The 23,921-nt window shown below is 53.4% G+C and carries 17 protein-coding genes; 8 read left to right on the top strand and 9 right to left on the bottom strand.

Annotation, left to right across the window (positions count from 1 at the left end; translation table 11 throughout):
• Positions 1-191: 191 nt before the first annotated feature.
• Positions 192-368, top strand: a complete 177-nt coding sequence (locus ACFQO0_RS15590) for a hypothetical protein (protein ID WP_382236448.1) — start codon at positions 192-194, stop codon at positions 366-368.
• A gap of 98 nt (positions 369-466) precedes the next feature.
• Here the strand turns inward: ACFQO0_RS15590 and ACFQO0_RS15585 are convergent, their stop codons facing one another.
• The 8 genes from ACFQO0_RS15585 to ACFQO0_RS15550 all read right to left on the bottom strand — a co-directional run bounded on the left by ACFQO0_RS15585 (position 467) and on the right by ACFQO0_RS15550 (position 9,276).
• Positions 467-685 (bottom strand): hypothetical protein, encoded by a 219-nt coding sequence (locus ACFQO0_RS15585; RefSeq protein WP_382236445.1) that lies wholly within the window; start codon positions 683-685, stop codon positions 467-469.
• Between the two features lie 165 nt (positions 686-850).
• Entirely contained in the window at positions 851-1,444 is a 594-nt protein-coding gene (locus ACFQO0_RS15580; RefSeq protein WP_382236443.1) for a hypothetical protein, read from the bottom strand.
• 140 nt (positions 1,445-1,584) lie between these two features.
• On the bottom strand, positions 1,585-2,082 hold the full coding sequence (gene pgaD, locus ACFQO0_RS15575) for a poly-beta-1,6-N-acetyl-D-glucosamine biosynthesis protein PgaD (protein WP_382236440.1): 498 nt from the start codon (positions 2,080-2,082) through the stop codon (positions 1,585-1,587).
• The gene (pgaC, locus tag ACFQO0_RS15570) at positions 2,079-3,413 is read right to left on the bottom strand and encodes a poly-beta-1,6-N-acetyl-D-glucosamine synthase (RefSeq protein ID WP_382236437.1); all 1,335 of its coding nucleotides are present in this window, start codon (positions 3,411-3,413) and stop codon (positions 2,079-2,081) included. Before pgaC ends, pgaD begins: the two co-directional genes overlap by 4 nt.
• 3 nt (positions 3,414-3,416) lie before the next feature.
• Complete coding sequence (gene pgaB, locus ACFQO0_RS15565) at positions 3,417-5,513, bottom strand: poly-beta-1,6-N-acetyl-D-glucosamine N-deacetylase PgaB (protein WP_382236435.1); 2,097 nt, start codon at positions 5,511-5,513, stop codon at positions 3,417-3,419.
• A complete protein-coding gene (gene pgaA / locus ACFQO0_RS15560; RefSeq protein ID WP_382236432.1) occupies positions 5,510-7,990 on the bottom strand; it encodes a poly-beta-1,6 N-acetyl-D-glucosamine export porin PgaA in 2,481 nt (826 codons plus the stop codon). Before pgaA ends, pgaB begins: the two co-directional genes overlap by 4 nt.
• A 451-nt stretch (positions 7,991-8,441) precedes the next feature.
• Entirely contained in the window at positions 8,442-8,849 is a 408-nt protein-coding gene (locus tag ACFQO0_RS15555) for a hypothetical protein (RefSeq protein ID WP_382236429.1), read from the bottom strand.
• 73 nt (positions 8,850-8,922) lie between these two features.
• Entirely contained in the window at positions 8,923-9,276 is a 354-nt protein-coding gene (locus tag ACFQO0_RS15550; RefSeq protein WP_382236426.1) for a hypothetical protein, read from the bottom strand.
• 620 nt (positions 9,277-9,896) lie between these two features.
• On the opposite strand from ACFQO0_RS15550, the gene ACFQO0_RS15545 reads away from it, so the two are divergent.
• The 4 genes from ACFQO0_RS15545 (at position 9,897) to ACFQO0_RS15530 (ending at position 15,337) form a co-directional block, all read left to right on the top strand.
• Positions 9,897-11,288: a sensor histidine kinase gene (locus tag ACFQO0_RS15545; RefSeq protein WP_382236423.1), complete on the top strand. Its 1,392-nt coding sequence runs from the start codon at positions 9,897-9,899 to the stop codon at positions 11,286-11,288.
• A complete protein-coding gene (locus ACFQO0_RS15540; RefSeq protein ID WP_382236420.1) occupies positions 11,285-11,734 on the top strand; it encodes a response regulator in 450 nt (149 codons plus the stop codon). The genes ACFQO0_RS15545 and ACFQO0_RS15540 overlap by 4 nt, the downstream gene beginning before the upstream one ends.
• Before the next feature lie 25 nt (positions 11,735-11,759).
• Complete coding sequence (locus ACFQO0_RS15535; protein ID WP_382236417.1) at positions 11,760-14,219, top strand: EAL domain-containing protein; 2,460 nt, start codon at positions 11,760-11,762, stop codon at positions 14,217-14,219.
• A gap of 209 nt (positions 14,220-14,428) precedes the next feature.
• A complete protein-coding gene (locus ACFQO0_RS15530; RefSeq protein WP_382236414.1) occupies positions 14,429-15,337 on the top strand; it encodes an alpha/beta hydrolase family protein in 909 nt (302 codons plus the stop codon).
• On the opposite strand, the gene ACFQO0_RS15525 is transcribed toward ACFQO0_RS15530, so the two are convergent.
• Positions 15,282-18,560 (bottom strand): autotransporter outer membrane beta-barrel domain-containing protein, encoded by a 3,279-nt coding sequence (locus tag ACFQO0_RS15525; protein WP_382236411.1) that lies wholly within the window; start codon positions 18,558-18,560, stop codon positions 15,282-15,284. The genes ACFQO0_RS15530 and ACFQO0_RS15525 overlap by 56 nt on opposite strands.
• Positions 18,561-19,019: 459 nt before the next feature.
• Between ACFQO0_RS15525 and ACFQO0_RS15520 the strand changes: the two genes are divergently transcribed.
• The 3 genes from ACFQO0_RS15520 to ACFQO0_RS15510 all read left to right on the top strand — a co-directional run bounded on the left by ACFQO0_RS15520 (position 19,020) and on the right by ACFQO0_RS15510 (position 23,921).
• On the top strand, positions 19,020-19,799 hold the full coding sequence (locus tag ACFQO0_RS15520) for a ferredoxin--NADP reductase (RefSeq protein WP_382236408.1): 780 nt from the start codon (positions 19,020-19,022) through the stop codon (positions 19,797-19,799).
• A 448-nt stretch (positions 19,800-20,247) separates the two neighbouring features.
• Positions 20,248-21,927 carry an efflux RND transporter periplasmic adaptor subunit gene (locus tag ACFQO0_RS15515; protein WP_382236405.1) on the top strand — a complete coding sequence of 560 codons (1,680 nt, stop codon included), beginning with the start codon at positions 20,248-20,250 and terminating at the stop codon, positions 21,925-21,927.
• The gene (locus tag ACFQO0_RS15510) at positions 21,927-23,921 is read left to right on the top strand and encodes a MacB family efflux pump subunit (RefSeq protein ID WP_382236403.1); all 1,995 of its coding nucleotides are present in this window, start codon (positions 21,927-21,929) and stop codon (positions 23,919-23,921) included. The genes ACFQO0_RS15515 and ACFQO0_RS15510 overlap by 1 nt, the downstream gene beginning before the upstream one ends.

The raw sequence follows: 23,921 nt of genomic DNA, 5'->3' as shown, positions 1-23,921 counted from the left end.
AGTCCGTTGTCAAGCGGGAAGACACTTCCTTTATGGTTAGGTATATCTTTTATCGCACGTGTCTTGTTTAGCTGATCTCTATCGGTAATCCAAATGCAGGTCTATTCCCACAAAGGAATCTCCTCTTGTCTGATTTTCTGTTTTGATGCGGCAACGTAAGATCAATACACAATCATTCAAAGGAGATCGCTATGATGACCCAAGTCGGTACTGTGAAACAACGCAACGAAGAATTGAAGGATCGCGCAGAACGCGAGACCATCGTGCATGAAACCGTTCCTGGCGAAGACAAGATCCTGACGGAAAAAGACAAGCGCAGCGCTCAGGACAAGGCTACGAAAAGTACGACGGACGAAGATACTAACTAAGACCTTCATCCCATAAAAAAACCGCGTCTCTTTGATAAGAGACGCGGTTTTTTTATGTCTGGTGAGAAGACCGCGCAACATGTCTTCCATTTATATTCTCAGGACGGTTTAAAGACGTCGTCCGAATCACTCAGTTTGAACGTGCCATCGGTTTGCTTGATGGCAGTGCGATCTGTGTCCTTGACACGGTAGCCATCGAAGTTGCGCGGCAGATGGGTGAAGCCGTAATCGAGGTAGGTGATGCCTGGCACGAGATGTTGCAGAGTAACGGTCTTGCCGGAGGCGTTCTTGACGTTGATGACTTCTGTAATTTTCATGAGATCTCCTGGTAGTGGTTCGATATTGCAGTCATGCAAGGAGAATAGCGATGCATAGACCGCTTCAATACTTATACCACTACAGGCGTGATGAATCCGTGATTAGATCAAAAGCTCATCAACGAGCGCATATTTTTTGCGCGCGCAAAGATGCGGTCCTTGTATCTAGCGGCCATAGTTGTTGTCATTGCCATCGTTATTGTTAGCGCGGCCACCTCTGTAAGGCGGGAACTTGCTGCCATCACGGAATTTATCATCTGGCTGAGCTGGACGGTTGGACGCGCTATCGGGCTTGCGATCGGGGCCGGGACGATCCGGTTTGCCATCCTTGTTCCTTTCGTATTCTCTGTGGTCGGGTACGCCATTGCGATTGCGATCCTGTTCGCGTTGATCAGGTATGCCGTTACGGTTGCGATCGACTTCACGGTTATCTGGGATGCCGTTGCGATTGCGGTCGATTTCGCGATTGTCGGGTATGCCATTTCGATTCCGATCAATCTCGCGATTGTCCGGAATACCGTTGCGGTTACGATCGATTTCGCGGTTATCCGGGATGCCATTGCGGTTGCGATCGTAATAAGGCTGGTTGGGGTAATACGGGACTTCTTCGCGATACCAGGTGGTGCCACCGATGGCGCTGCCATAGCTGCGCTGCTCTATGTAGGTACCGCCCTGGCTACCATAGCCGTAACCATCGTCCACTGCGCAGCCCGCGAGTGAGCTTGTAAGGACGATGATGCTAGCTGTCAGCTTTTTCATATTGATCTCTGGTTGGAATGACGTGCGTTTAGACGTGCGTATCTTACGATGCGCGTATCCCGCTTTGCCAACTTTGTTGTAACAAAGAATGTCTACCGAGTGCAAACAAAAATCGCTGACAGCCAGGCGATGCGATTGCGTCAAGCGATGCCAGGCCTGGCTTCGGTTGCGACTGCGTTCAAGGCCATCTCGCGCAAGTGTCCATGATCGTCATGATGCGCCACCATCCGGCGTGTTCCCTGCCATCGAACGATCTGTTCTGCGTCCAGTTCGGCATAGTCGGCCAACTCACTGGTTTCCACCGGGACGGGAACGCGTCGCCGCGTTGCATCGCGGAAGCGCAGGTACTCCTTGAGTGCCCACAAAAGCAGTGAGCCGCACAGCAACAGCACCACCATGCTGTAGATAAAGAACAGGTGCCGCAGATTAAGCAGCTCCTGCGCATACTCTGCTTCGCTATAGGCGTGGTAGATGCCTACGGCCCAGGCGATCAAGGTAATCAGCGGTACCCACAGATACAGAAACAATCCCCAGAACACGGCGGTGAATACGCCGCTGCCGATTTTGCTGGGCAGCGATACCAGACCGGGCATGTTCAGGATGAGCTTAAAGCGCGGCCTGTCTTTTTTAATCTTCATGGCTGGTCTCCCTTGGCGATGGGTGTGTGCAACGGTGCTGGACGCATCACGCCGTCGCTCGTCGTCTCGGCATTGCGCGAGTCGACCGGACTGATGCCGCGATCCGGGCTGACCCAGACGGCGCGTTTGCCGCGCCGACGGAACAGGACTTTGGGTACCGACCAGATGGTGGTGAACATATTGAGCATCCAGTACAGCAGCGGATACCAGATCATCCAGAAGTAATGACGGAATGCCTTCTTGTCGTAATGGCGGTCGAGAATCATGCCGGTGAATACCTGCAGCAGACAGGTCGTGCCGATTGCGACACCGTGCCAGCTTGGGATGATTTCTACCTGCCATTTCTCCGGCAGCGGGATGAACAGATCGATCAGCCACAAGGCTAATACGGTGCCCATCGCGAAGGCCCACAGCACCGACAGGATGTATTCAATATAGATGAGCCACATGCGGCGCAAGCGCCACTCGCCAAAGATGTAGCCGTACTTGGCAATCGCCTGGATGCCGCCCATCGCCCAGCGCAGGCGTTGCTGCCACAGTCCTTTGAGGGTTTCCGGCATGAGTATCCAGCACAGTGCACGCGGTTCGAAGCGCACATCCCAGTGATGCAACTGCATCTTCCAGCTGATGTCGATGTCTTCGGTCAGCATTTCCGGGCTCCAGAATCCTACGTCGAGCAGGGCGCGGCGACGGAACATGGCGACCACGCCGGATACGGTAAACAGGCGGCCGTAAATCCGTTGCGTACGTTTGATCAAGCCGACGATGGATGAGAACTCTCCGACCTGCAGACGTCCGAGCAGGGTAGAGCGCGTGCGTATGCGTGGATTGCCGGTGACGGCACCGAGGCGTGGGCCGCTTTCAAAATGCTGCAGCAGCCACGGAATCGCATTGCGATCCAGGATCGCATCGCCATCGATGCACATCAGGAATTCGCTTTTGGCGATCAGCGCGGCGGTATTCAAGGCGACGGCTTTGCCCTGATTGCGCGCTTGATGCACAACGCGCAGCATCGGGTAGACCTGCATTAACTCATCAAGGATGACACCGGTATTGTCCTTGCTGCCATCGTTGACGCAGATGACTTCGTAGTTCGGATAGTTCAGCCTGCTCAAGGCCTCGACGACATCGCGGATGTTATCGCCTTCGTCAAAGCAGGGAACGATGACCGATACCGATGGCAGCGAGGTGAGTTCGGTGAGCGGATCGGCTTCGCGCAATCCCGCGCGCTCGTAACGCAAGTAATAGGTTATGCCACCGATGATCCAGACATAGGCCATGAACAGCGGGTAATAGAAGGTGAATCCGAACAGGATGTTTTCAAAGTACATGGCTTACTTTCGAACCGGATGGGTTTGTATCGAAATTTCTGGTTTGATGATGCGTTCTTCCGGCTGATTCGAATGAAAATCATCCGGGTAGTAGCCTAGATTGCGCGCACCCGCGCTGTGTAACTGACGCAGTTGTGCCGCCAGAATATTGGATGGAATAGGCTTGCCCGTTTTCCAGTCGCGACTTTGTAGCTCAAACACGGTGGTGCGCAATGCGCCTGGCGTTTGCTTGACCTTGCCAATCAACTGGTTCAGCCATGCAGTCGGTTCGGCTGCGTTTTCCATGTAAGGCATGGCCATGATGGCGGTGTAGTCATAGGTCGCGAGAAAGCTCGGCAGGGTTTGTGCAAACCAGTCTTCGGCATCGGGATTGAGTACTGGCTGCGCGTAAATATTGCGCGCAGTTTGCAGCGCAGGTTGGTAGTTGCGCAGCGTGTCTGCCAGATGCATGGTGAAGGCATTCAGATAAGCGGTTTTTTGCGTAGTCCAGGTGCGACGCGCTTGTGGATCGTTGCGAATATCCTGCAGCGAGCCGCGTAACTTCCATTGGTTACGATAGACGGCGAGTGCGGCCGGGCTGGCGTCTTCGTAATCCGATAGTGTGGCATCGTCGTGGAACAACACGCCGGCAAAAATCGCATGCTTGCCCAGGTCTTCATAAATTTCTGTAATGGCTTTGCGTGCGACCGGATCGAACGGCGACAGACGCAGGTAGCGATTTTCTGAAGCAGATGCAGGCGCCCCCGGCATGGTTTGTACCAGACGCGTTGCGGCCGGATGCGACGCTGGCAGCTTGAATGCCATGACGGGCATCCACGCAAAAACACGTACGCCTACACGTGTTTTTAATTGCCACGAGACACGCGTGAAAAGATCGGCGCGCATCGGCATATTGCGGTTGGGGAAGTAGAGTGAATCGGCGACGCCATCGCCGTCCGGATCGGCAAACGCTTGCAGATAAACAGTACTAGGTTGCAGACGATAAATACGATCCAGCAGTTTGGAGAGATTGGCTTCCTGTACCAGCGGATCGGCATCATAGACGTAATCGAGATCGACATGGATCACGCGCTCGAGCGGCTGCTCTGCACCGTCGTAGCTGGCCGGCTGTCGCAGCAATTGCGTCAGTCCTGCAAGTCCGGTATCGAATAGCATCAATGAACGGCGTATGTGTTTCGGATTATCTTCAGGCCTGTTGGGACCAGGCTCGAGATTGAGGGAGATCGGCATGCCCACTTCTGCCGCAATTTGATTCACCACACGGTTGTTGGCACCGTAAGGCCAGACAATTGCGCGCGGACGTTTGCCGGTTTCGCGCTCGATCAGTTGCGAACTGCGCAGCAGATCAGCCTTGACGCGCTGTGCATGGGCGGCGTCACTTTCGTACTGCGAACCTTGCGCTTGATACCCACGGCTGATGGCTGCCGGCATCAGGCTGCCCTGCGGATTGGTGACAATACCCTGATGCAAACTGTAGGTATGCGATGCGACTTCGATCAAGCCGGAACCGACCATTTCGCGCACTTCATCCCAGTTGACGAATGCCGAACGCGGAACCTGAATATCGCCAAACTGTACGAGATGATCTTGTGGTGTTTGTATCCAGTCGCCGACGATGGCGATGACCGCAGGATAGTTAAACTGCTTGAGCAGGGGAAAAACCTTGCTGTAGATACTTTCAAAACCATCGTCGAAAGTCAGCAGGATGGCCTTGTCGGGCAACGGCTTGCCGCCGGCGCGCGCGTCAATAATTTGCTGCAGGCTGACCGGACGGTAACCGTTCTTATCTATCCACGACAGTTGCTGCACAAGGTCTTGCGTATCGACTGCGGTGGCTTCGGGCCAGGTTTTGAAGCTTTCGCGCACATTGTCGCGGATGTCGTGATACGCCAGAACACGATAGGTTTGCGGTGCATCGTTCACAGGCAACAAAGTCTGCAATCGAGGTGATGCGAGTGTAGCGGTGGACGGCTGCTGTGCGTGTACTGCGTGCGGCAACAATGCGACTGTTAGCAAGGTCAGCAAAAATTTTGACCAGCGTGCAGAAATCGTCTTGACTGCGCGGGGAGCGCAGGCTGTTGGCGTCAGGATGCGACTCATTTGATTGCCCAATTCAGATTCAAGTAACCGTAATCGCGTCTTTCCTGCACGCCGTCATAAGGATGTTTGCCGGTGCCTATGCCATAACTCACCGTGAACACGTCATCGATCGCCCATGCATGGCCGTATTGCGCACCGGAAGTTGCGCCGGATGCAAAACCTTCTTGCCAGTAGCGTCCGCCAAATACCTGCACTTGCTGGATCATCGACCGGCGATAGCGACGCCATGTGGTCCATTCAGCGACGAGCGTTGCGGTAGCTTCCTTGTCGCTGGAGGGATTGAAGTAGACGGCATTGGATGCGCTATTGCGCGAAGTCGCCAAGCCGAGAATGGAATCCAGCTTGAATACCGGACCACTCCACCAGCGCTCTGTCCATGCCAGCGTGGCGGCATCACGACGATTGTCGTCGCTGAAGCGGGTGTTGGATAACTCGCCGTCGATGCGGCGCGATTCGTTCTGGCGCCAGGTCAAGCCAGCGGTCAGGCGCTGAGCTGTGACATCGTTGTTGTATGCCGCAGCTGCCAGATCGTTGACATTGGAATCGGCTGCGAATTGCATCTGCCACGTATCTGAAAAGTCCTTGGTTATCTCGAATGCGGCACCGGTACGATTGGCGCTTTCGATGGCACGATTGACCTCTGCCGCCAGAGTAAGATCACGCACGCGATAGTCCAGACCAACGCCGATTCTGCTGCGTCCGACTTTGCTGCCGTTTGAACTACCTTGGTTGATGTCGCCATCGGAATGAGAGATATGGCTGAACACGCGATAAGGATCACCGAGCGAATTAGTCAAAGGCGCTGAATAGAGACGTGCCTCTACCACTGATTCTGCGCCGGCGATGCCGCCGCCTTTGCCGAAGGTGCTGGTGACTTCCAGGTAGGGCCGATCATAGATGTCGATCTGGCGCGCAAAATTCTGTACGTCTTTATTTTCCGGATAGTCGCGCTGCAGAGCCGGGAGTACCTGTTTTGCTTCCGTAAACTGATTCAATGCCAGTAGGGCATTGCCACGTCCTGTCTGCGGCTCGACTGCCTTCGGGTAATCAACCTGTATCAATTGATATTCGCCCAATGCGGCACGAGGATGGCCACGCGACATGCGCAAGTCCGCATATGCGCCTCTAATCTGCTGGTTGAATGGCGCATCCTGGCGCAGGACGGCAAGGCGCCTCTCGGCTTCCTTCAAACGATCGGCGTACATACGTACCAGCACCGGCAATACCGCACCGGACGGATAATCGTCATTCTGTGCTTCTACCCCTGGAATGCCGGCATTGGAAAACGCCGGTGTCGTTTGATGCAGACGATCGGCAGTGGCTTGCGCCAGGTTGTGTTGTTCAGATTCGCTATAGGCGTACGTCAATCCCGATTGCCAAGCGTCTAGAGTAGCGACATCGCCTACACGGGCTTCTTCGATTGCGGAAAGATAGAGATCGCGCGCCGCTTCGGGCTGCTCCAGATACAGGTAGGCATCGGCTGCGGCTGCTTTTGCGTAAGGCGGAATCGCCACACCGGATGCCTTGAGCGATTGATAAAGTTCAACTACCTCAGACATCTGTTGTCTGTCGCGTAATGCAATCATCCGGTCAAACTGCGTCACCGGCTTTTCGCCAAATTGGTCCGTGACTTGTTGATTCTCCGACAGCGATGCGTCTGTCGTGGCGAAGCGTGGCTGCCGGTAATCCACATTCAGTTGAGATTGCCCGAAATTGACTGTTTGTCCAGCAACTGCATGTGCAATTTGACGCTGCTCTTCTGCATTAAACCATTCAAGCTTGCGGTCGGCGGTACGGGCGGCAAGGTAGTGCATGCCTGCTGCATCCAGCGCGAACACGTAGTTGCGGAAAGCCGCGCGCGATTGCGGGTCCAGTCGCACTGCATTCTGGTAGGTATTGGCGGCCAGCAGATGTTCGCTGCGGCGCGTATGGACGGACCCCAGCAACGCGATCATCTGTACGTTTTTGGTTGTGTAGGCGGATGTAAACTTTGGCAGGAATCCCTGCACATAAGCCAGCGCGTCGTCCGGACGTTTTTGCCCGAACATCGCATCCACCAGACCGGCGTGCGCTTCATGGTCATCGGGTGTCGTGCGTAAAACCAGGCGATAGGCTTTTTCCGCATCATCCCAGCGCGTCATTTTGTTCGCCGAGTTGCCCAGCGACTTCAACACATAGACTGGTGTGTCTGGTTTAAGTAGCTGCTCATAGTAAGCAAGCGCAGCGTTGTAATCGCCGGCCCAGCCGAGCACCACCACCAGGTCATACAGAATCTTTTGATCGTCGCGATAGGTGTTGTGCCACACAGTCAGTTTTTCAACTGCAGACGCGGCCTGGCCATCGCGGGCGGAGCGGATTACGCTGTCATATTCTGCTTGAGGAATGGCTGCATGCGCGATGCCTGTTGCGCTTAAGCCCAATAAGAAACACAACAATCCCGATTTGGCGATTTTCAAATGCTGATATTTTTTATGCATGAATCAATCTGATTTCTTGATCTGTTAAACCGCTATTTTTAAATGGGCATGCAATCACCTCACCGCTGTAAACGACAGGGTGGCTATTCAGGAAATTGCGTGGATTACGGTGCGTTTTTGATATGTCCCATCAGCAGAACTCAGCATGTCTAGCAACATGCGCTGCAATCGCGCCATGTGTGTGCGACGGGCGGTGAGGCTTTGCTTGCTGCAGGACTGAAGGCACCGCTGAAGGATAGGTTGTCTCGCCCACGCGTGTATGTGCGCTCGAACACACAGCAGACGAGACAAATGTGAAAGATGCTAGCGCCTGTTTTTACAATTGAATGTGTAGACGATGAATATCGTTTGAAACGATGGAATCATGGCGGCGCGCGCGATGCAGTGCGATGAATCGCTGCTGTGGCGATGCGGAATAGTGGGACTGGAAAAGGGTTGCTGCGGAATCTGCTTAATGCAATTTGCTCTTTGCTATCTTCAATTCCTGTAACTGCTTAACCGTTTCGAGTATCTGGGCGAGTTCGCTCTCGGCATCGGACTGTATCAATTCCTTCTCGTCGATATTGAGCTGGTTGTCGATGACGACCATTTCCACGCGAAAGATGTGCGGGTATTTATCTGTGATGGCTTGCAGCAGCACATCCAGTTTTTTGCGACCCCAGACTTCCTTGATGCGGGCAGCGAGAAACAACCTGACGATGGTGAGACTGTTGTCTTCGCTTAATTCCTGAATGGCGAGCGCTTCGTGGTGCAGCCATTCGGGAAATTGCTCAGCGGTGACAAAGCTCGGTACGGTTAAAACGGCAACGTGAAACTGTACGTTCAGGTTGTCCATCATGTTCCCCTTGTCACTGGTCATTGGCGATCCTGTGTAACTTTGATGTTTTCAGTTTATACGCGCGGATCGCATTTGGGGAGAGGGTTACATCCTTTTACTTCACAAGTACGGCGGAGAGTTTTTCCATTACGCGAGTGACATCTTCTTCCGTGGCAAAACCGATGCGCGGCCAGTTTTGCACCTTGTTGGTTTCAGTCGGTTTGCCGGTCAGGTATCTGCATTCATCCAGCAAGCTGGTCAGCGCAGCAGGCGTGATGCGGTAGGCGGAGGCGAGTGGATGCACATTGAAGGCGATTTCTGCTTCGTTGCCTGGCGCGAGTTCGGTGTGATAAATCGTGATCGTGCCATTGCGCAAGAAACGCGCGCCACCTTTATTGACCAGCGGACGCGGCGTGCCGAAGAGATTTTTCAATGCGGTCAGTGCTTGGTCGTATACGGTGTTTTCCATCTTGATATCCATTCCGGTATGTTGAATTTCTTATGGCCGATATTGTAGCGCTCGCAAGCGAAGCGCATGCTGCTGTTTCAGTTTGTCTCTAACGTGTCGTTATAGACAACAAGACGGCTGGCAAAACTTGAGAATCATTCTCAGTCGGATTGATACGGAAACCGCATCATTAAACGCAAACGCGGTACTGGACTTGAAAAATTGATTTAATTTGTTAATTAAAAATAAATTTTTTGAAAATATTTTTATGCCGGTTTTTAACTTTTCTGAAAGTCGGCAGTGTTAATGAAATGTTATTTAAATCATGGGTAAGGCCCTTTTTCTCCCATATTTATGGGAGAAAAAATAGTGCATTTAGCATGTCTTGCATGCCGTATTCTCCTATGACAGAAAAGGAAAAATACATGAATTTTTCATGTCACATTTTTTTGTCGGCAAGATGTAACTGTGATCTATTTTTTTACACTAGAATCATCTAAAACGTATCCGTGCGGCAAGGTAGACACCGTCACTAAAGCAGAAAAATACACAAATTTGTAGTGGTTTCATTTCCTGAGAATATGTCTTGGACGGCGGTTTTTTACGTTAGTCCGGATAAAAATAAGCCGACAAGTATGGAAATGTCTGAGGATTCCCGATCAAGTCAAATGATCAAGAAGGAATGGGTTACGAAGCTGGGGCTGGCCATCGCTCTGTGCCTGCTCGTGCTGATTTCGTTCGTGACGTTTAACAGCGTCGATCAGTTTGAAAATAGTGCCAAGGCGGTCGAGCATACCCATCTCGTCATTCAACAAATCAATCAGGTCGCATCAGATGTAAAGGATGCCGAATCTGCGCAACGCGGATACCTGATTACTTCTAACGAATCGTTTCTGCAAGAGCATCATGACGTCGTCATGAAACTGCCTGATGAGATCAGCAAACTGAGGTATTTGACCAGAGACAATCCAGATCAAAAAAAATCGATTGATATTCTCGAGGAATTAATCGACTTACGTATGCGGTCCTTGCGTTTGGGTATAGACATGCTGGCTGATCGCGACAAAGTCAGTCTTGACGAAACGATGGATTTGGTAGGGGGCACTGGCAGGCAGGCTATGTTGCAGTTACGTGGGCATGCTGACTACATGATCGCCGTTGAAGACAAGTTATTGGGTGAGCGCGCACGGCTCGTACAGGCCAAAGCAAGCTCTACCAAGCTTTGGATTCTGCTTGGTAATGTAGTGGCGATTGCACTGCTGCTTTCTGCGCTGTGGCTGATCATGCTGGAAATCAAACACCGCAAAGGTGCGCAACGCGCAATAGAGAAGACGGCGGCGCAGCTGGAACTTACGAACAAGGAGCTGGAGAGCTTCAGCTATTCGGTCTCGCACGATCTGCGTTCTCCCTTGCGTGCGATCGACGGTTATTCGCGCATGTTTGAAGAAGACTTTGCCGATCGTCTGGACGATGAAGGGCGGCGTTTGTTGTCGGTCATTCGCGCCAGTAGCAAAAAGATGGGGCAGTTGATTGATGATTTGCTGGCTTTCTCGCGCATGGGACGCAAGCCGGTCGATACGATGAAGGTCGACATGAATGCGCTGGTCGATGAGGTCTGGTCGGAAGTGTGTGCCAGCTCCAGGACTGCATTGCCCTTGAAGAAGGCGAATTTGCCGGCTGCCTGGGGTGATCGCGCGCTGTTGCGGCAGGTGTTGATGAATCTGCTGGCAAATGCCGTCAAGTACAGCAGCAAGAAAGATGAACAATTGATTGAAATCACGGCGAAGCAGAACGAACACGAAGTGGTGTTTAGCGTGCGCGATAACGGTGTCGGTTTTGATATGCGCTTCTATAACAAGTTGTTCGGCGTCTTCCAGCGGCTGCATACGGAAAACGAGTTTCCCGGAACCGGCGTCGGTTTGGCGATTGCACAGCGCGTCATCGTACGCCACGGTGGACGCATCTGGGCCGAGAGCAAGCCGGACGAATATACGATTTTTAATTTCAGCTTACCGAAGGAGGCCGCCGCATGAATGAAGATATGCAACCGGTGCATATTCTGCTCGCAGAAGACACGCCCACCGATGCCGAGATGACCTTGCGTGCGCTCAAGAAAGTGGGCCTCGTCAACAATATCACCTGGGTCAAGGATGGTCAGGAAGCGCTGGATTACATTTTTCGTGGCGGTGATTTCGCTGATCGGGTTACCGGTGACCCGACCCTGATCATGCTGGATCTGAAGATGCCGAAGGTCAATGGACTGGAAGTATTGAAGCTGATCAAGACTACCGATGCGACCAAGATGATTCCGGTCATCATGCTGACTTCCAGTGCAGAAGAGCCGGACATTGTGCGTTGCTACGAGCATGGCGTGAACAGTTACATCGTCAAGCCGGTGGAGTCGGACAAGTTTTTTGAAGAGGTTTCCAAGGCGGGTTTCTATTGGGCGATCCTGAATAGAATTCCCGGAGCAAGATAATTCAATCTGATGTCGAGACAGGCTAATGATTAAAATCCTCATGGTGGAAGATACGCCGACCGATGCTGAACTCGCTTTACGCGAGTTGAAGCGCGGTGGCATTCAACATCAGGCCAGACGGGTCGAAACCGAGAAGGAGTTGCGGCATGAGCTGATCGACTTCAAGCCGGATGTCGTCTTGTCGGATTTTTCCATGCCGCATTTTGACGGACTGTCTGCGCTCAAGGTGGTGAGGCAGGAACTGCCGGACACGCCTTTCATCTTTGTATCGGGACGCATAGGCGAAGAATTGGCGATTGAATCACTGAAGCTCGGTGCCAGTGATTACGTCATCAAGACCAATCTGTCGCGATTGCCGAGCGCGGTCGCGCGTGCGATGGAACACGTCGAACAAAGGGATGCGCGGCGTCGCATCGAGACGGAGCTATTGGAAAGCAACATGATGTTCCGTACCTTCATGGAGAATCTGCCTGGTGCAGCCTTCATCAAGGACAAGGATGGTCGCTATCTGTATTGCAATCATGGTCTCGACAAGGCATTCAATGTAGAGAAGGGATATTCCATCGGCAAGCTGGATACCGAATTGGTGCCTGTCGACGTTGCATACAAATTGCGCGAAATGGAAACGCGGGTACGGAACGCCGGTACCGCACTGCAGGAAGTCGAAGTGATGTCGATGCCATCCGGCGTCACGTATTGGTTATCGACGAAATTCCCGCTGGTTGGTGAAAACAGCAATTCACAGCACATAGGCGGTATCGCCATTGAAGTCACGGAGCGGATGAAGGTTGAGCAGGATTTGTTACTGCGTACACGCGCGATCGAAGCCTGCGTCAATCCTATCGTGATCGTCGATACCTCGGCACCGGGCATGCCGCTGATTTATGTCAATGGTGCGTTTGAAACGATTACCGGTTATTCAAGCGAGGAGGCGATCGGCCGCAATTGCCGCTTCCTGCAGGGGACAGATACCGATCAGCCCGAACTTGGAAAGCTCCGTGCGGCAATCCGCGAACAGCGTCCTGCGTCCGTACTGCTGCGCAATTATCACAAGGACGGCAGCATGTTCCTCAACGAACTATATATCGCCCCGGTGAGTGAAACCAAGGACGGCAGTACCGCAGGACATTTTGTCGGTGTGTTGTATGACGTGACGCAGATCAAGCGTTATCAGGAAGATCTTGAACATCAGGCCAACTACGACACGCTGACGGGACTCGCCAATCGTAATCTGCTAAATGAACGTACCCAGCAGGCCTTGATACAGGCGCGGCGTAATGATCAGGTCCTGAGTCTGGTGTTTATAGATCTGGATAACTTCAAGCTGGTCAACGACAGTATGGGGCACGGTGCAGGTGATGAATTGATTGCCAATGTCGGCACCCGCCTGCAAACCTGCATACGTGATGGCGATACGGTAGCGCGCATAGGCGGCGATGAGTTCGTGCTGCTGCTGACGAATCAGAGTCCAGGCGATAGTAATTTATCGGTGATGCAGCGCATTCAGTGTGAGCTGGTTAAACCGATGTTGATTCGCGGTAAAGAGCTTGTGGTTACTTGCAGCATGGGGGTTGCGCGCTTTCCCGAGGATGGGGAGGATTCGGAATCCCTGTTGGCCAATGCCGATGCGGCGATGTACCGCGCTAAATCGAATGGCCGCAACAACTTCCAGTTCTACACGAAGGAAATGAACGCGACGACCGGCGAACGGCTGTCGCTGGAAAATGATTTGTGGCATGCGATGACGAACAATGAACTGTTCCTTGTTTATCAGCCGCAAATCGATTTTCGTGACGGTTCGGTCATCGGCATGGAAGCACTTATTCGCTGGCAGCATCCAAAACGCGGACTGATTTCGCCGATGGAATTTATCCCGATGGCCGAGTGCAATGGCTTGATTATTCCAATTGGGATCTGGGTACTGGAAACCGCCTGCAAACATAATCTTCAATTGCAGAAAGAAGGCTTGCCGCCGATACGCGTGGCTGTCAATTTGTCGGCGCGTCAGATAGGCGACAAGGATTTTGTCGACACGGTTCGGGCGGTAATCGAAGCCACGGGGCTCGATCCGTCTTACCTCGAGCTGGAAGTTACCGAAAGCATGGTGATGCACAACGTCGAAGAAGTCGTGGTGATCTTGAACAGCCTCAACGAGATGGGGATTCAATTATCGCTGGATGATTTCGGTACTGGCTTTTCCAGCCTGGCTTATTTGAAGCGCTTTCCTATCGATCGCTTGAAGATTGATCAATCCTTTATCTTCAATTGCGACAGCGATCAGGGTGATGCGATCATTGCGCAAACCATCATCGCGCTGGCGCATGGCCTGAAAATCAAAGTGATTGCCGAGGGTATAGAGAAGCAGGAACACTTTTCATTCCTGAAAGAAAATGGCTGCGATGAAGGACAGGGTTATTTCATCAGCCGACCGCTCGCGTTCAAGGACTTGCGCGAGTTACTGATTGCCAGACTAAATCCCCATTAATTTTTTCGCTCTGTTTCATCCCAAAAATACACCGGCGCAGGCCGGTTTTTATTTGTTCAGCTATCTTGAAGCGAGCGATACTCACAGTGGATTTGTCCGATGATGTGTTGTATAACTTCCGGCGTCGCGCAGTGCGAAATTTCCTTGCATCGTTGCTGACCTAAACATTATCGTCAACCTTGGTACAGCATTAGACGGAGCATGGGATAGTGATACGACTCAAACAGGCAAGGCAGGCTTCGATCTGTTCGGCCGTGATACTGATGGCGGTCGTATTGGTTGCCGGGTGTGCGAGTTCTACGGTTGGTCGATATCACACTGTGCAGCAAGAGGCGGCTACATCCGGATTTGCAGAGCTGCGTTTTGGTGCTGCACCTCCGGTAGTCGGAATGCTGCGTACGCCGCAAAATGACGGTCGTCTGCCGCACACAACATCGTCGGTCCTGTGGGTCATGATTGAAGGGGACGGCCGCGCCTGGTTGAATATGCGCGAACCCTCGCAAGACCCTACGCCTGTCGACGCAGTGGGGTGGCGTCTGGCACAAAATATCTCAAGACGGAACGTGCTGTATCTTGCGCGGCCTTGCCAGTTTTTATCGTCCGCCGAGCTTCAAGCTTGTTCTATCGATGACTGGACCGGTGCGCGCTTTTCTGAGAAATGGGTAACGCGTTTGAATGTGGCGATTGACGAGGCCAGACATACTACGCATGCAGATCGGATTGCTATCGCCGGATATTCTGGCGGCGGCGTGATGGCAAGCTTGATTGCGGCACGACGCAATGACGTTGCATTGCTGGTTACCGTGGCTGCGCCACTTGATCATGCGGCGTGGACTGTATATCACCAAGTGTCACCATTGACTGGTTCGCTTGATGTTTTGTCTGTCAGAGAAAAATTGATGCGTCTACCGCAGATGCATGTAACGGGAGCCGACGACCAGGTCGTGCCAACCTTGTTGCTGAAGGATTTTTTGCGTGTTTATCCGAATGATGCCCCGGCAGAGCTCGTGACTCTGCCGGGTGTCGATCACCGCATGCGGCCGGTGATCGATATCAGCCGCATCAGAAGTTCCAGATTGCTTTCGCAGTCAATTGATGACCTAGATATTTATCCTTGATTTCCATATCGTAGCCAATTGCAATCGTCGTACCTTGTGCGGTCACATTGCGATAACCGAATCCCAATTGCAATGCATCGCGACCGGGCTGCACGCCGTCCAGGCGGAAGGATGGCCCGCCGCTCGCGAAGCTTGCATTGACCTCTGGCGTATCTGCAAACTCATGCAGGTAACGCGCACGCAGTGTCGCACTGGAGGAGGTACTCAAGCGGTTGACGAACTCCATGCCGAACACGCTTTGTACCGAGTTGGCACTTGCGCTGCCAATGTTTTGCGCAGAGGCACCGCCGCTTTCTGAATACGCGCCGTTATCGAGGTGGCCAAGACGCGCACCAATTAACCAGCGACCGCTCCATTTTTCATCCAGTGCAAACGGAATACCGTATTCGACACGCGCGCCAACCTGGTAGCCTGAGTACTTGCCATTTACAGTTTCGGCAAAGCCAGGAATGGTGACCGTGCGTTGGCTGGAGTAACGGTTGGCAGAAACTGCGACACCGGCATCCAGCGTGTAGCTGGCATCGGTACGACTGAAGTACGCGCCGACGTGGATCGATTTGACATCGGTATCATCGCCAGCACCGCTATCCTTGCCGTCGCTGCCAGCTTGCGTATAGCCGCCAGAGAAACCGACCATGTCGCGAGCGTTCAGATCGTACTCATAGCCAGCCGCGACGCCTTGTGCATCGAGGTCGTAACCGTTTGCACCTTTGCGTGCATCCTGTGTGGCAATGGCCGCCAGACCTTGCAACCAAAAGCGATTCCCAACGGAGTCACCGCCCGCCAAACCGGTCTTGCCCATGGCCAGCGGACTGCCGCCGCGTGCACTATCGATGCGATTGTCGAACGCGGAGAACACGCTGCCCTGTGCGGCGCTGGCTGCGGATTGTGCAGCGGCATTGGTAGCTGGTGCCAGTTGCGAGACAGCTCTGCTGACTGCTGCTGCATTGGGCAATGATTCCAGCGCATTCAACAGATTGACACTGGATTGTGAACCTGTGCTCAGCATGGTTTCCAGGCCGCTGGTGAATGCGCTACCGTTTTGTGGTGCCATGGAGGCCAGACTTTGTTGGCGATGTGCGACGAGTTTCAGGTCGTTACCATCTTTGACCAGCGTATAGGTCAGGAAGGTTGAAGTGCTATTCAGCGTCAGGTTGGCGGCAGTCGCGCTGAGTGTACCTGCGTTGAGCAGGGTAAATGTTGCACCATCGCTTACATAGCCATTCAACACAGGACGTATGGTTGCACCATCTGTCAGCGTTGCCGTGCTTGTCACTGCAAGTTTATCGCTCGCACCGTTTGCGCCTACGCGTGCTTCGAGTATGCCGCCCGCTGCTTGCACATAATTTCCCGCAACACTGACCGTGCGAAAGGCCCCGCTGTCCGGTGCTTGCAAAGTGCCATTGACGGTGAGATTGGTAGTAGTGAATGCTCCGTTGACGCGCAGATTGCCGCCGAGAACGGTGATGACTTGGAAGTTACGCAGATTACCTTCGGTAAAATTTTGTGTGCCATTGGTTTCCAAAGTATTCGTGCCCGTTCCGCCATCGACAGCGCCGATCACTGAACCGCCAAGCAGACGCACGGTGTCGTTACCAGTACCCATGTCGATCGCAAGACCGTTCTTGCCTTCAATGCGACCATCGTTGATCAGGGTATCGTCGCCTGCGCCCATCTGGATGGCGGCACCTGCAACTGTGCTGTTGTTTTCGCCGAGGCGCATGGCATCTGCACCGCCATTGATAATGCCGGTTGCATCGTTGGTCAGTGTGTCGTTGAAGTTGCCGATCAGACCGACGGCGACTTTCTTCTCGCCGGTAATTGTTCCGTAGTTGACTATGATGGCGGCTGCACCAGTGGCCGCTGCTGTGCCATCAGTATTGATTGTGCCGCGCCCCTTTATCGTTTCACTCTCGTTGGTTACCGTTGTTATTCCAGCGATAGTTGTCGTCAACATGCCGTCTGAGCCATTGTCAATGAGAATGCCTTTGGATTGACCGTAGATTGTCGCGCCTGCACGATTGATGATGGTGCCACCACCGGCAGCAATGCCATCTGCACCATTTGGGTTACCGCCGGAATCCAGACCACCGGCGCCCAAGCCCTGGATGCGGCCGAAATTTTCAATATAAGCTACACCATCGATATCTACGCCGTCACCGTCGCCATTGCTGGTAGTGAGTCCTAGCCCTTCGTGGTCATATACCTTGCCGGCACCCGCATAGTTCCCTGTGATGGTGCCGTAATTGATGACGACGCCATGGCCATCCAGCCCCACACCGGAACCGTTGTTGCCGGTCAGTACACCGCCCGCATAATTGATAATGACCGGGTTATCAATTTTCACATTCGACGTGGTGACTCCGCCGACGACCTTGTCGAAAGTCACGCCGTTTGAGGCCGTGGATGTCACGATAAGGCGTTCTACACCGATCATGTCCGAATCAGCAACTGCAGCAACCGGGTCGCCACCATCGATGCCATGACGCGGGCCGGTGATGGTGCCGTAGTTAAGTATGGCGACGTTGGAGCGACTGTTTTCAATAGCGACGCCATCAGCTGCCGAATAGTCGTTGGTGCAGGGATGTCCACCTGCCGGCAGATAGTCCGGGCAACTCGTATTTACGATTCCGGTAGAGAATATATTTCCATAGTTGGTCAGCGTGAAATTGCTTCCCAGACGAATGGCATCATTGGCGTCAGAGCGAATGACCGCAGTTGTGTTATTGATCGAGCCGTTGATAATTTTGTTATCAGTGGAGGTGAAGTTCGCATCGGCCTTGATGGCGCGGCTGCCACCCGGCGTTGTGCTGGTCTGCCAAATCGTGCCCTGATTTTCAATCAGATAGCTGCCTGCAGCGCGGTTCAAGCGAATGACTTCGCCGCCCGTCGCGGTGATGAGCCCACCCAGGTTGTTGGTGAGCGTGAATATGGGTGTGCCGGTGTTTGCGTCAATTGTGCGTCCGCTTCCAGTTTGACTGATCGTGCCTGAATTAGTGAGCGTCGATGTACCGGCATTGACGGTGACCGCTGTTGCACCCCCAGAAGTTGTCAGCGTGCCACCTTGCTGGACTATGCCGATATTGGCGGTGAGCGACTGTGCAGTGGTGACGGTCGTGCCGGTAGTGACGCTGAAGTCGGCGGCATATGAAGGCAGACTAAAAATGGCTTGCAGCGCAAGCACAAGTGGAAGCGGGCGCAGTTGCGGATGGCTGAAACGCATTTTGTTGTCTCCGAATAAATTGCCGGATTATGCGTAGCACTTATGACAACTTGATTACCGTTTTATTACCATTTGATGAAACGCCCACATCGGCTCCTAATAATTTCTATAAGCGCTCCGGTTATAAGCAAATGAGAATTCCGTCATTGTCCTCTCGCATCACTCAGGTATCCTGACGGGCAATTGTTGCCGAGCTTTAAGGCTCACGCTATAATGAGAATAGTTCTCAAGTAGTTCGCTATTTGCGCCGATGAAAGTCCACCACTGCAGCGTATCTGCTCACTGGCCTGATACCTGCGACAGTTCAGTCCCGGCTGGTAAAATACGCGCTCTTTTCCTTTTGGAAACATGGGGCGCCAGTGGCACACGCCCACAGATTGCTGTCCCGCGGGTGTGCGGTTTTCGCGGTTTTTCGTATTTATGTTTACGACGATTTGATATTTAGGATGTATTGATTTTATGGCCGCTTTTGACACCGTTAAGATTTTGACCGTTCATCACTGGAACGACACGCTGTTTTCCTTCACCACGACGCGTGAGCCAAGTTTTCGCTTTGAAAGCGGTCACTTCGTCATGATCGGTTTGCCTATCGACGGCAAGAACGTGCTGCGCGCCTACAGTATCGCTAGCCCATCATGGGAAGAGCATCTGGAATTCTTGTCGATCAAGGTGCAGGACGGGGCACTCACCAAGCATTTGCAAAACCTTAAAGTGGGCGACGAACTGCTGGTCGGCCGCAAACCTACCGGTACGCTGGTGATGTCGGATCTGTTGCCGGCCAAGCGCCTGTTCCTGTTCGGTAGCGGCACCGGCCTGGCACCTTTCATGAGCATCATTCGTGATCCGGAAGCATATGAACGTTTCGACCAAATCATTCTGGTCCACGGTGTGCGTCTGGTGAGCGAACTGGCTTACAAGGATTACATCGGCAAGGAATTGCTGGAGATCGAAGGTTTGGGCGAGGAAATCGCTGCCAAGTTGCTGTACTACCCAACCGTGACGCGTGAAGCTTTCGTCAATGAAGGTCGTATCACGACCGCGATCGAAACCGGCAAAATGTGTAATGACCTCGGTATTCCTGCGCTCGATCCATTGACTGACCGTGCGATGATTTGCGGCAGCCCCGACATGTTGAAAGATACTGCAGCGCGACTCGACAAGTTGGGCTTTGAGGTGTCCGCCGGTATTGGTCAACCGGGTGACTATGTGATCGAACGCGCATTTGTGGACCGTGGCTAAGCCTTCATTTCCATCGAATCTGTGCAGGCTAATTGATTCGAACGAATCCTGATTTTGCTGCATTGATGGCAGCGAGTACAAAATGGCGCTGGATGTTTGTTTAAACATCGGCGCCATTTTTTTATCTACGATCAGTCACTATGCATATTTGCCAGCGGTGCAATCCGCATCGGTATCCAGCCTTATATCTTCTTCACAATTCTTTACCTTGCAGAAGCAGGGATTCGCTTGATTAAGACAGGCGGACTCGCTATCGTTACCACCTACCAAACGTTTTACGACGTTGCCAGCCATTCCCTTGCAGCATCCGGATAGCCAGCCAGTTTCATGCAGCATGCTTGAATAGATGGCTTGGAAGCGCCACACATGTGCGCTGCCCAAGATGAATGCGATCTTGCTTTGCCCAGTTGCCTGATTGAATAACCCCACACTCTGAATGCCATTGTCTATGAAGTCTTTCTCCTCTTTCCTCTCCGCTTTGCGCCAACGAGCCTTGCACCGTAATACCTTGCTGGGTGTGTTGATCGTGCTGCTTGCCGCCGCCGGTTACTGGGGATGGCACAAGTTTTACGCGAAGAAAGATCCGCTTGAAATTTATCAGGTCGCAGAAGTCCAGCGTGGCGATATTCAGGATCTGGTGACGGCGACCGGCACCGTGCAACCACTGGAATATGTGGATGTCGGTGCACAGGTCTCGGGGCAATTGAAAAAACTGCATATCGAAGTGGGCTCGGTAGTGAAAGAAGGCGATCTGCTGGCGGAGATCGACCCGACAGTGTTTCGTGCGACAGTGGATGCGCGGCGCGCAGGTTTGCGCAATCAACAGGCGACGATGAAGGAACGCGAATCCAACCTGGTACTGGCCAATTTGCAATTTACCCGGCAAAAGAACTTGATGGCAGCGGATGCGACCACAGCAGAAGCGCTGCAGACCGCAGAAGCGACCCTGCGTGCAGCCAAAGCGCAAATCGATGCATTGCAAGCACAGATAGAGCAAACGCAATCGACCCTGCGTGCGGATGAAGCCAATCTCAACTACGCAAAAATTTACGCACCGATGGCAGGCACTGTCGTGTCGCTGACAGCACGTCAGGGGCAGACGCTGAATGCCAATCAAAATGCGCCGACCATTTTGCGGATTGCCGATCTGTCGACGATGACCGTGCAGACGCAGGTGTCGGAAGCCGAAGTCGGCAAGCTGAGCAAAGGCATGGAAGTGTATTTCACCACGCTGGGTAGCCAGGGTCGACGCTGGTATGGCGCCTTGCGCAAGATCGAGCCGACACCGACTGTCACCAACAACGTTGTGTTGTACAACGCACTGTTCGATGTTCCCAACAACAATCAGGTATTGATGCCAAATATGACCACGCAGGTATTCTTTATTGCTGCGACGGCGAAAGATGTATTGCTGGTGCCGACTGCTGCCGTGACCATCTCGCGTGGTGCCGGCAGCGCAGCCGGCAAACGCGAGCGCGGTGAAAATACAGCTAAATCGACTGACGCGAAATCTGCCGATGCTAAAACAGCCAAGAGCGCTGCAAACACTGCAGTTGCGACAAAAGATCAGCAGCCAGGCACTGCGACAAGTGATTCATCGCTTTCCGGTCTGACGCCGGAAGAACGTCGTGCTGCATTTGAAAAGATGTCGCCGGAAGAGCGCGCTGCCATGCGTGAGAAACGTCGCGAATTGCGTGAAGCTGCTGGCAAATCAGGCGACTCGGCCTTGGCGCAGAGTGATCAATCTGCCGCCAATGCAAAATCCGGAGCCGGCAGCACAAAATCCGCTGCGGCCGACAAGATCGATCCGCTTGCCGCGACGTCCAATATTGGCAGTCCCCCAACGGCTTCTGCATCTACCAGTGGCTTCGCCGAGCAAAGCACAACCCGTACACCCCGTAGCGGGACGGTCAAGATCATCGACAAGGATGGCAAGATCGAGCAACGTAAAGTGGAGCTGGGTGTAACCAATCGCGTGCAGATGCAGGTGGTCAGTGGATTAGCCGAAGGTGATACCGTCATCATAGGCGTCAAATTGGCAGCGTCCGGCAAGCGCGCGCAAGGTACGTCCGGAGCTGCCGGTATGCCGCCTGGCATGGGTGCAGCCAGCTCCGGTCGGGGTCGTTGATGAATAAAGAGTTTGATCCAGCCGTTGTACAGATTGCGGAAACCAATCGCCGTGACGCCGATGAGATTCCGTTAATCGAGTTGCGCGGCGTAACCAAGACCTATCGCAACGGCGGCCTTGAAGTCGAAGTGTTGCACGGCATCGATTTGAAAATCTATGAAGGCGAGTTTGTTGCCATCATGGGTGCATCCGGCTCCGGCAAATCCACGCTGATGAATATTCTCGGCTGTCTGGACAGACCGACCACCGGCAGCTATCACTTCATGGGACGCGACGTTTCCGGCTTCGGTCGCGATGAGCGCGCTCTATTGCGACGCGATGATTTCGGTTTCGTATTCCAGAGCTATAACTTGATCGCGTCGGCCAGCGCTGCAGAAAACGTGGAAGTGCCAGCCATGTATTCCGGCTTGCCACCGGCTGAGCGGCATGCGCGCGCGCAGGCTTTGCTCAACGAATTGGGCCTGGCCGAACGCTCCCATCACAGACCGAATCAATTGTCCGGCGGTCAGCAGCAACGTGTATCAATTTCCCGCGCGTTAATGAACGGCGGCCGCATCATTCTGGCCGATGAACCGACCGGTGCACTCGATAGCAAGAGCGGTCAAGATGTGATGAAACTGCTGGCGGATCTGTCGTCACGGGGCCATACGGTTTTGTTGATTACCCATGCAAAAGAGGTGGCTGATCATGCGCAGCGCCTGATCGAAATCAAGGACGGTCATATTCTGTCTGATCCTGGCCCGGCGCACCCATCACCCTTGCAGACGGATTTTGTACGTCCTGTTGTCGCGGGCGTGGGATCACGACTGACCGATATGGTCGAAGCAGCAAAGATGGCGCTGCGTTCCTTGCGGGCGAATTTTTTCCGTTCGGTACTGACCTTGCTTGGCATCGTGATCGGCGTTGCATCCGTGATCGCGATGCTGGCGATCGGTGATGGCGCCAAGGCGGCAGTGGTCGAACGCATCAGTGCGATGGGGTCCAACTTGCTGCTGGTGCGGCCAGGGGCACCGAATCAACGCGGGTTCAGCGGCACGGCGACATTGGTGGTGGACGACGTAAAGGCGATTGATGAATTGCCGAATATACTGGCAGCGATTCCGGAGCAGAGCAGTAGCGTCACCTTGCGTTTTGGTACGTCGGATACGGCCACCAGTGTGACCGGCACGTCTGCCAAGTTTCCCCTCGCGCGCCAATGGCCGGTTGCGCAAGGCACCTTCTTCAGTGAAGAAGACGAAACCAGTTATGCGACTGTCGCAGTGCTCGGCAAGACTACGTCCACAGCATTATTTGGCGACCAAAATCCTATCGGCGAATTCGTGCTGATCAACAATCTGCTGTTCCAGGTAGTGGGCGTGATGTCCGAGAAGGGCGCATCGCCGATGGGATCGGATCAGGACGATGTGGTATTTGTTCCTTACTCCACCAGCAGTCTGCGTTTGTCGGGACAACGTTACTTGCGCAATGTGACAGTCGCTGTTGAAGACGTGGATCGCATTGACGAGACGCAGGAAGAAGTCGACAAGCTTTTGCTGGAACGCCACGGTACCGTCGACTACCAAATCCGCAATATGGCCTCCATCATGGAGGCGATGGAGCAGACTCAAAATACGCTGACGATACTGCTCGGTTCGATCGCTGCGATCTCCTTGCTGGTTGGCGGTATCGGCGTGATGAACATCATGCTGGTGTCGGTGACGGAACGGACACGCGAGATAGGCATACGCATGGCGACCGGTGCGCGTGAGAGCAATATCATGCAACAGTTCCTGATTGAAGCAGTGGTGGTTTCTGCCATTGGTGGCGCCATCGGCGTCCTCTTCGGTTTGGCGACGGCCGCCGTGATTGCGGCATTCGGCACCCCTATTCAATATTCGGCAGCGCCGGTCTTGCTCGCATTCGGTTGCGCGTTCATGACGGGCTTGCTGTTCGGTTATTTACCCGCCAAGAAAGCTGCGCAACTCGATCCTGTGGTCGCGTTGTCGGCAGAATGA

The organism is Herminiimonas aquatilis (genome assembly GCF_042665175.1).
Lineage (GTDB): Bacteria > Pseudomonadota > Gammaproteobacteria > Burkholderiales > Burkholderiaceae_D > Oxalicibacterium > Oxalicibacterium aquatilis.
This window is presented reverse-complemented; position numbering and strand designations above follow the sequence as displayed.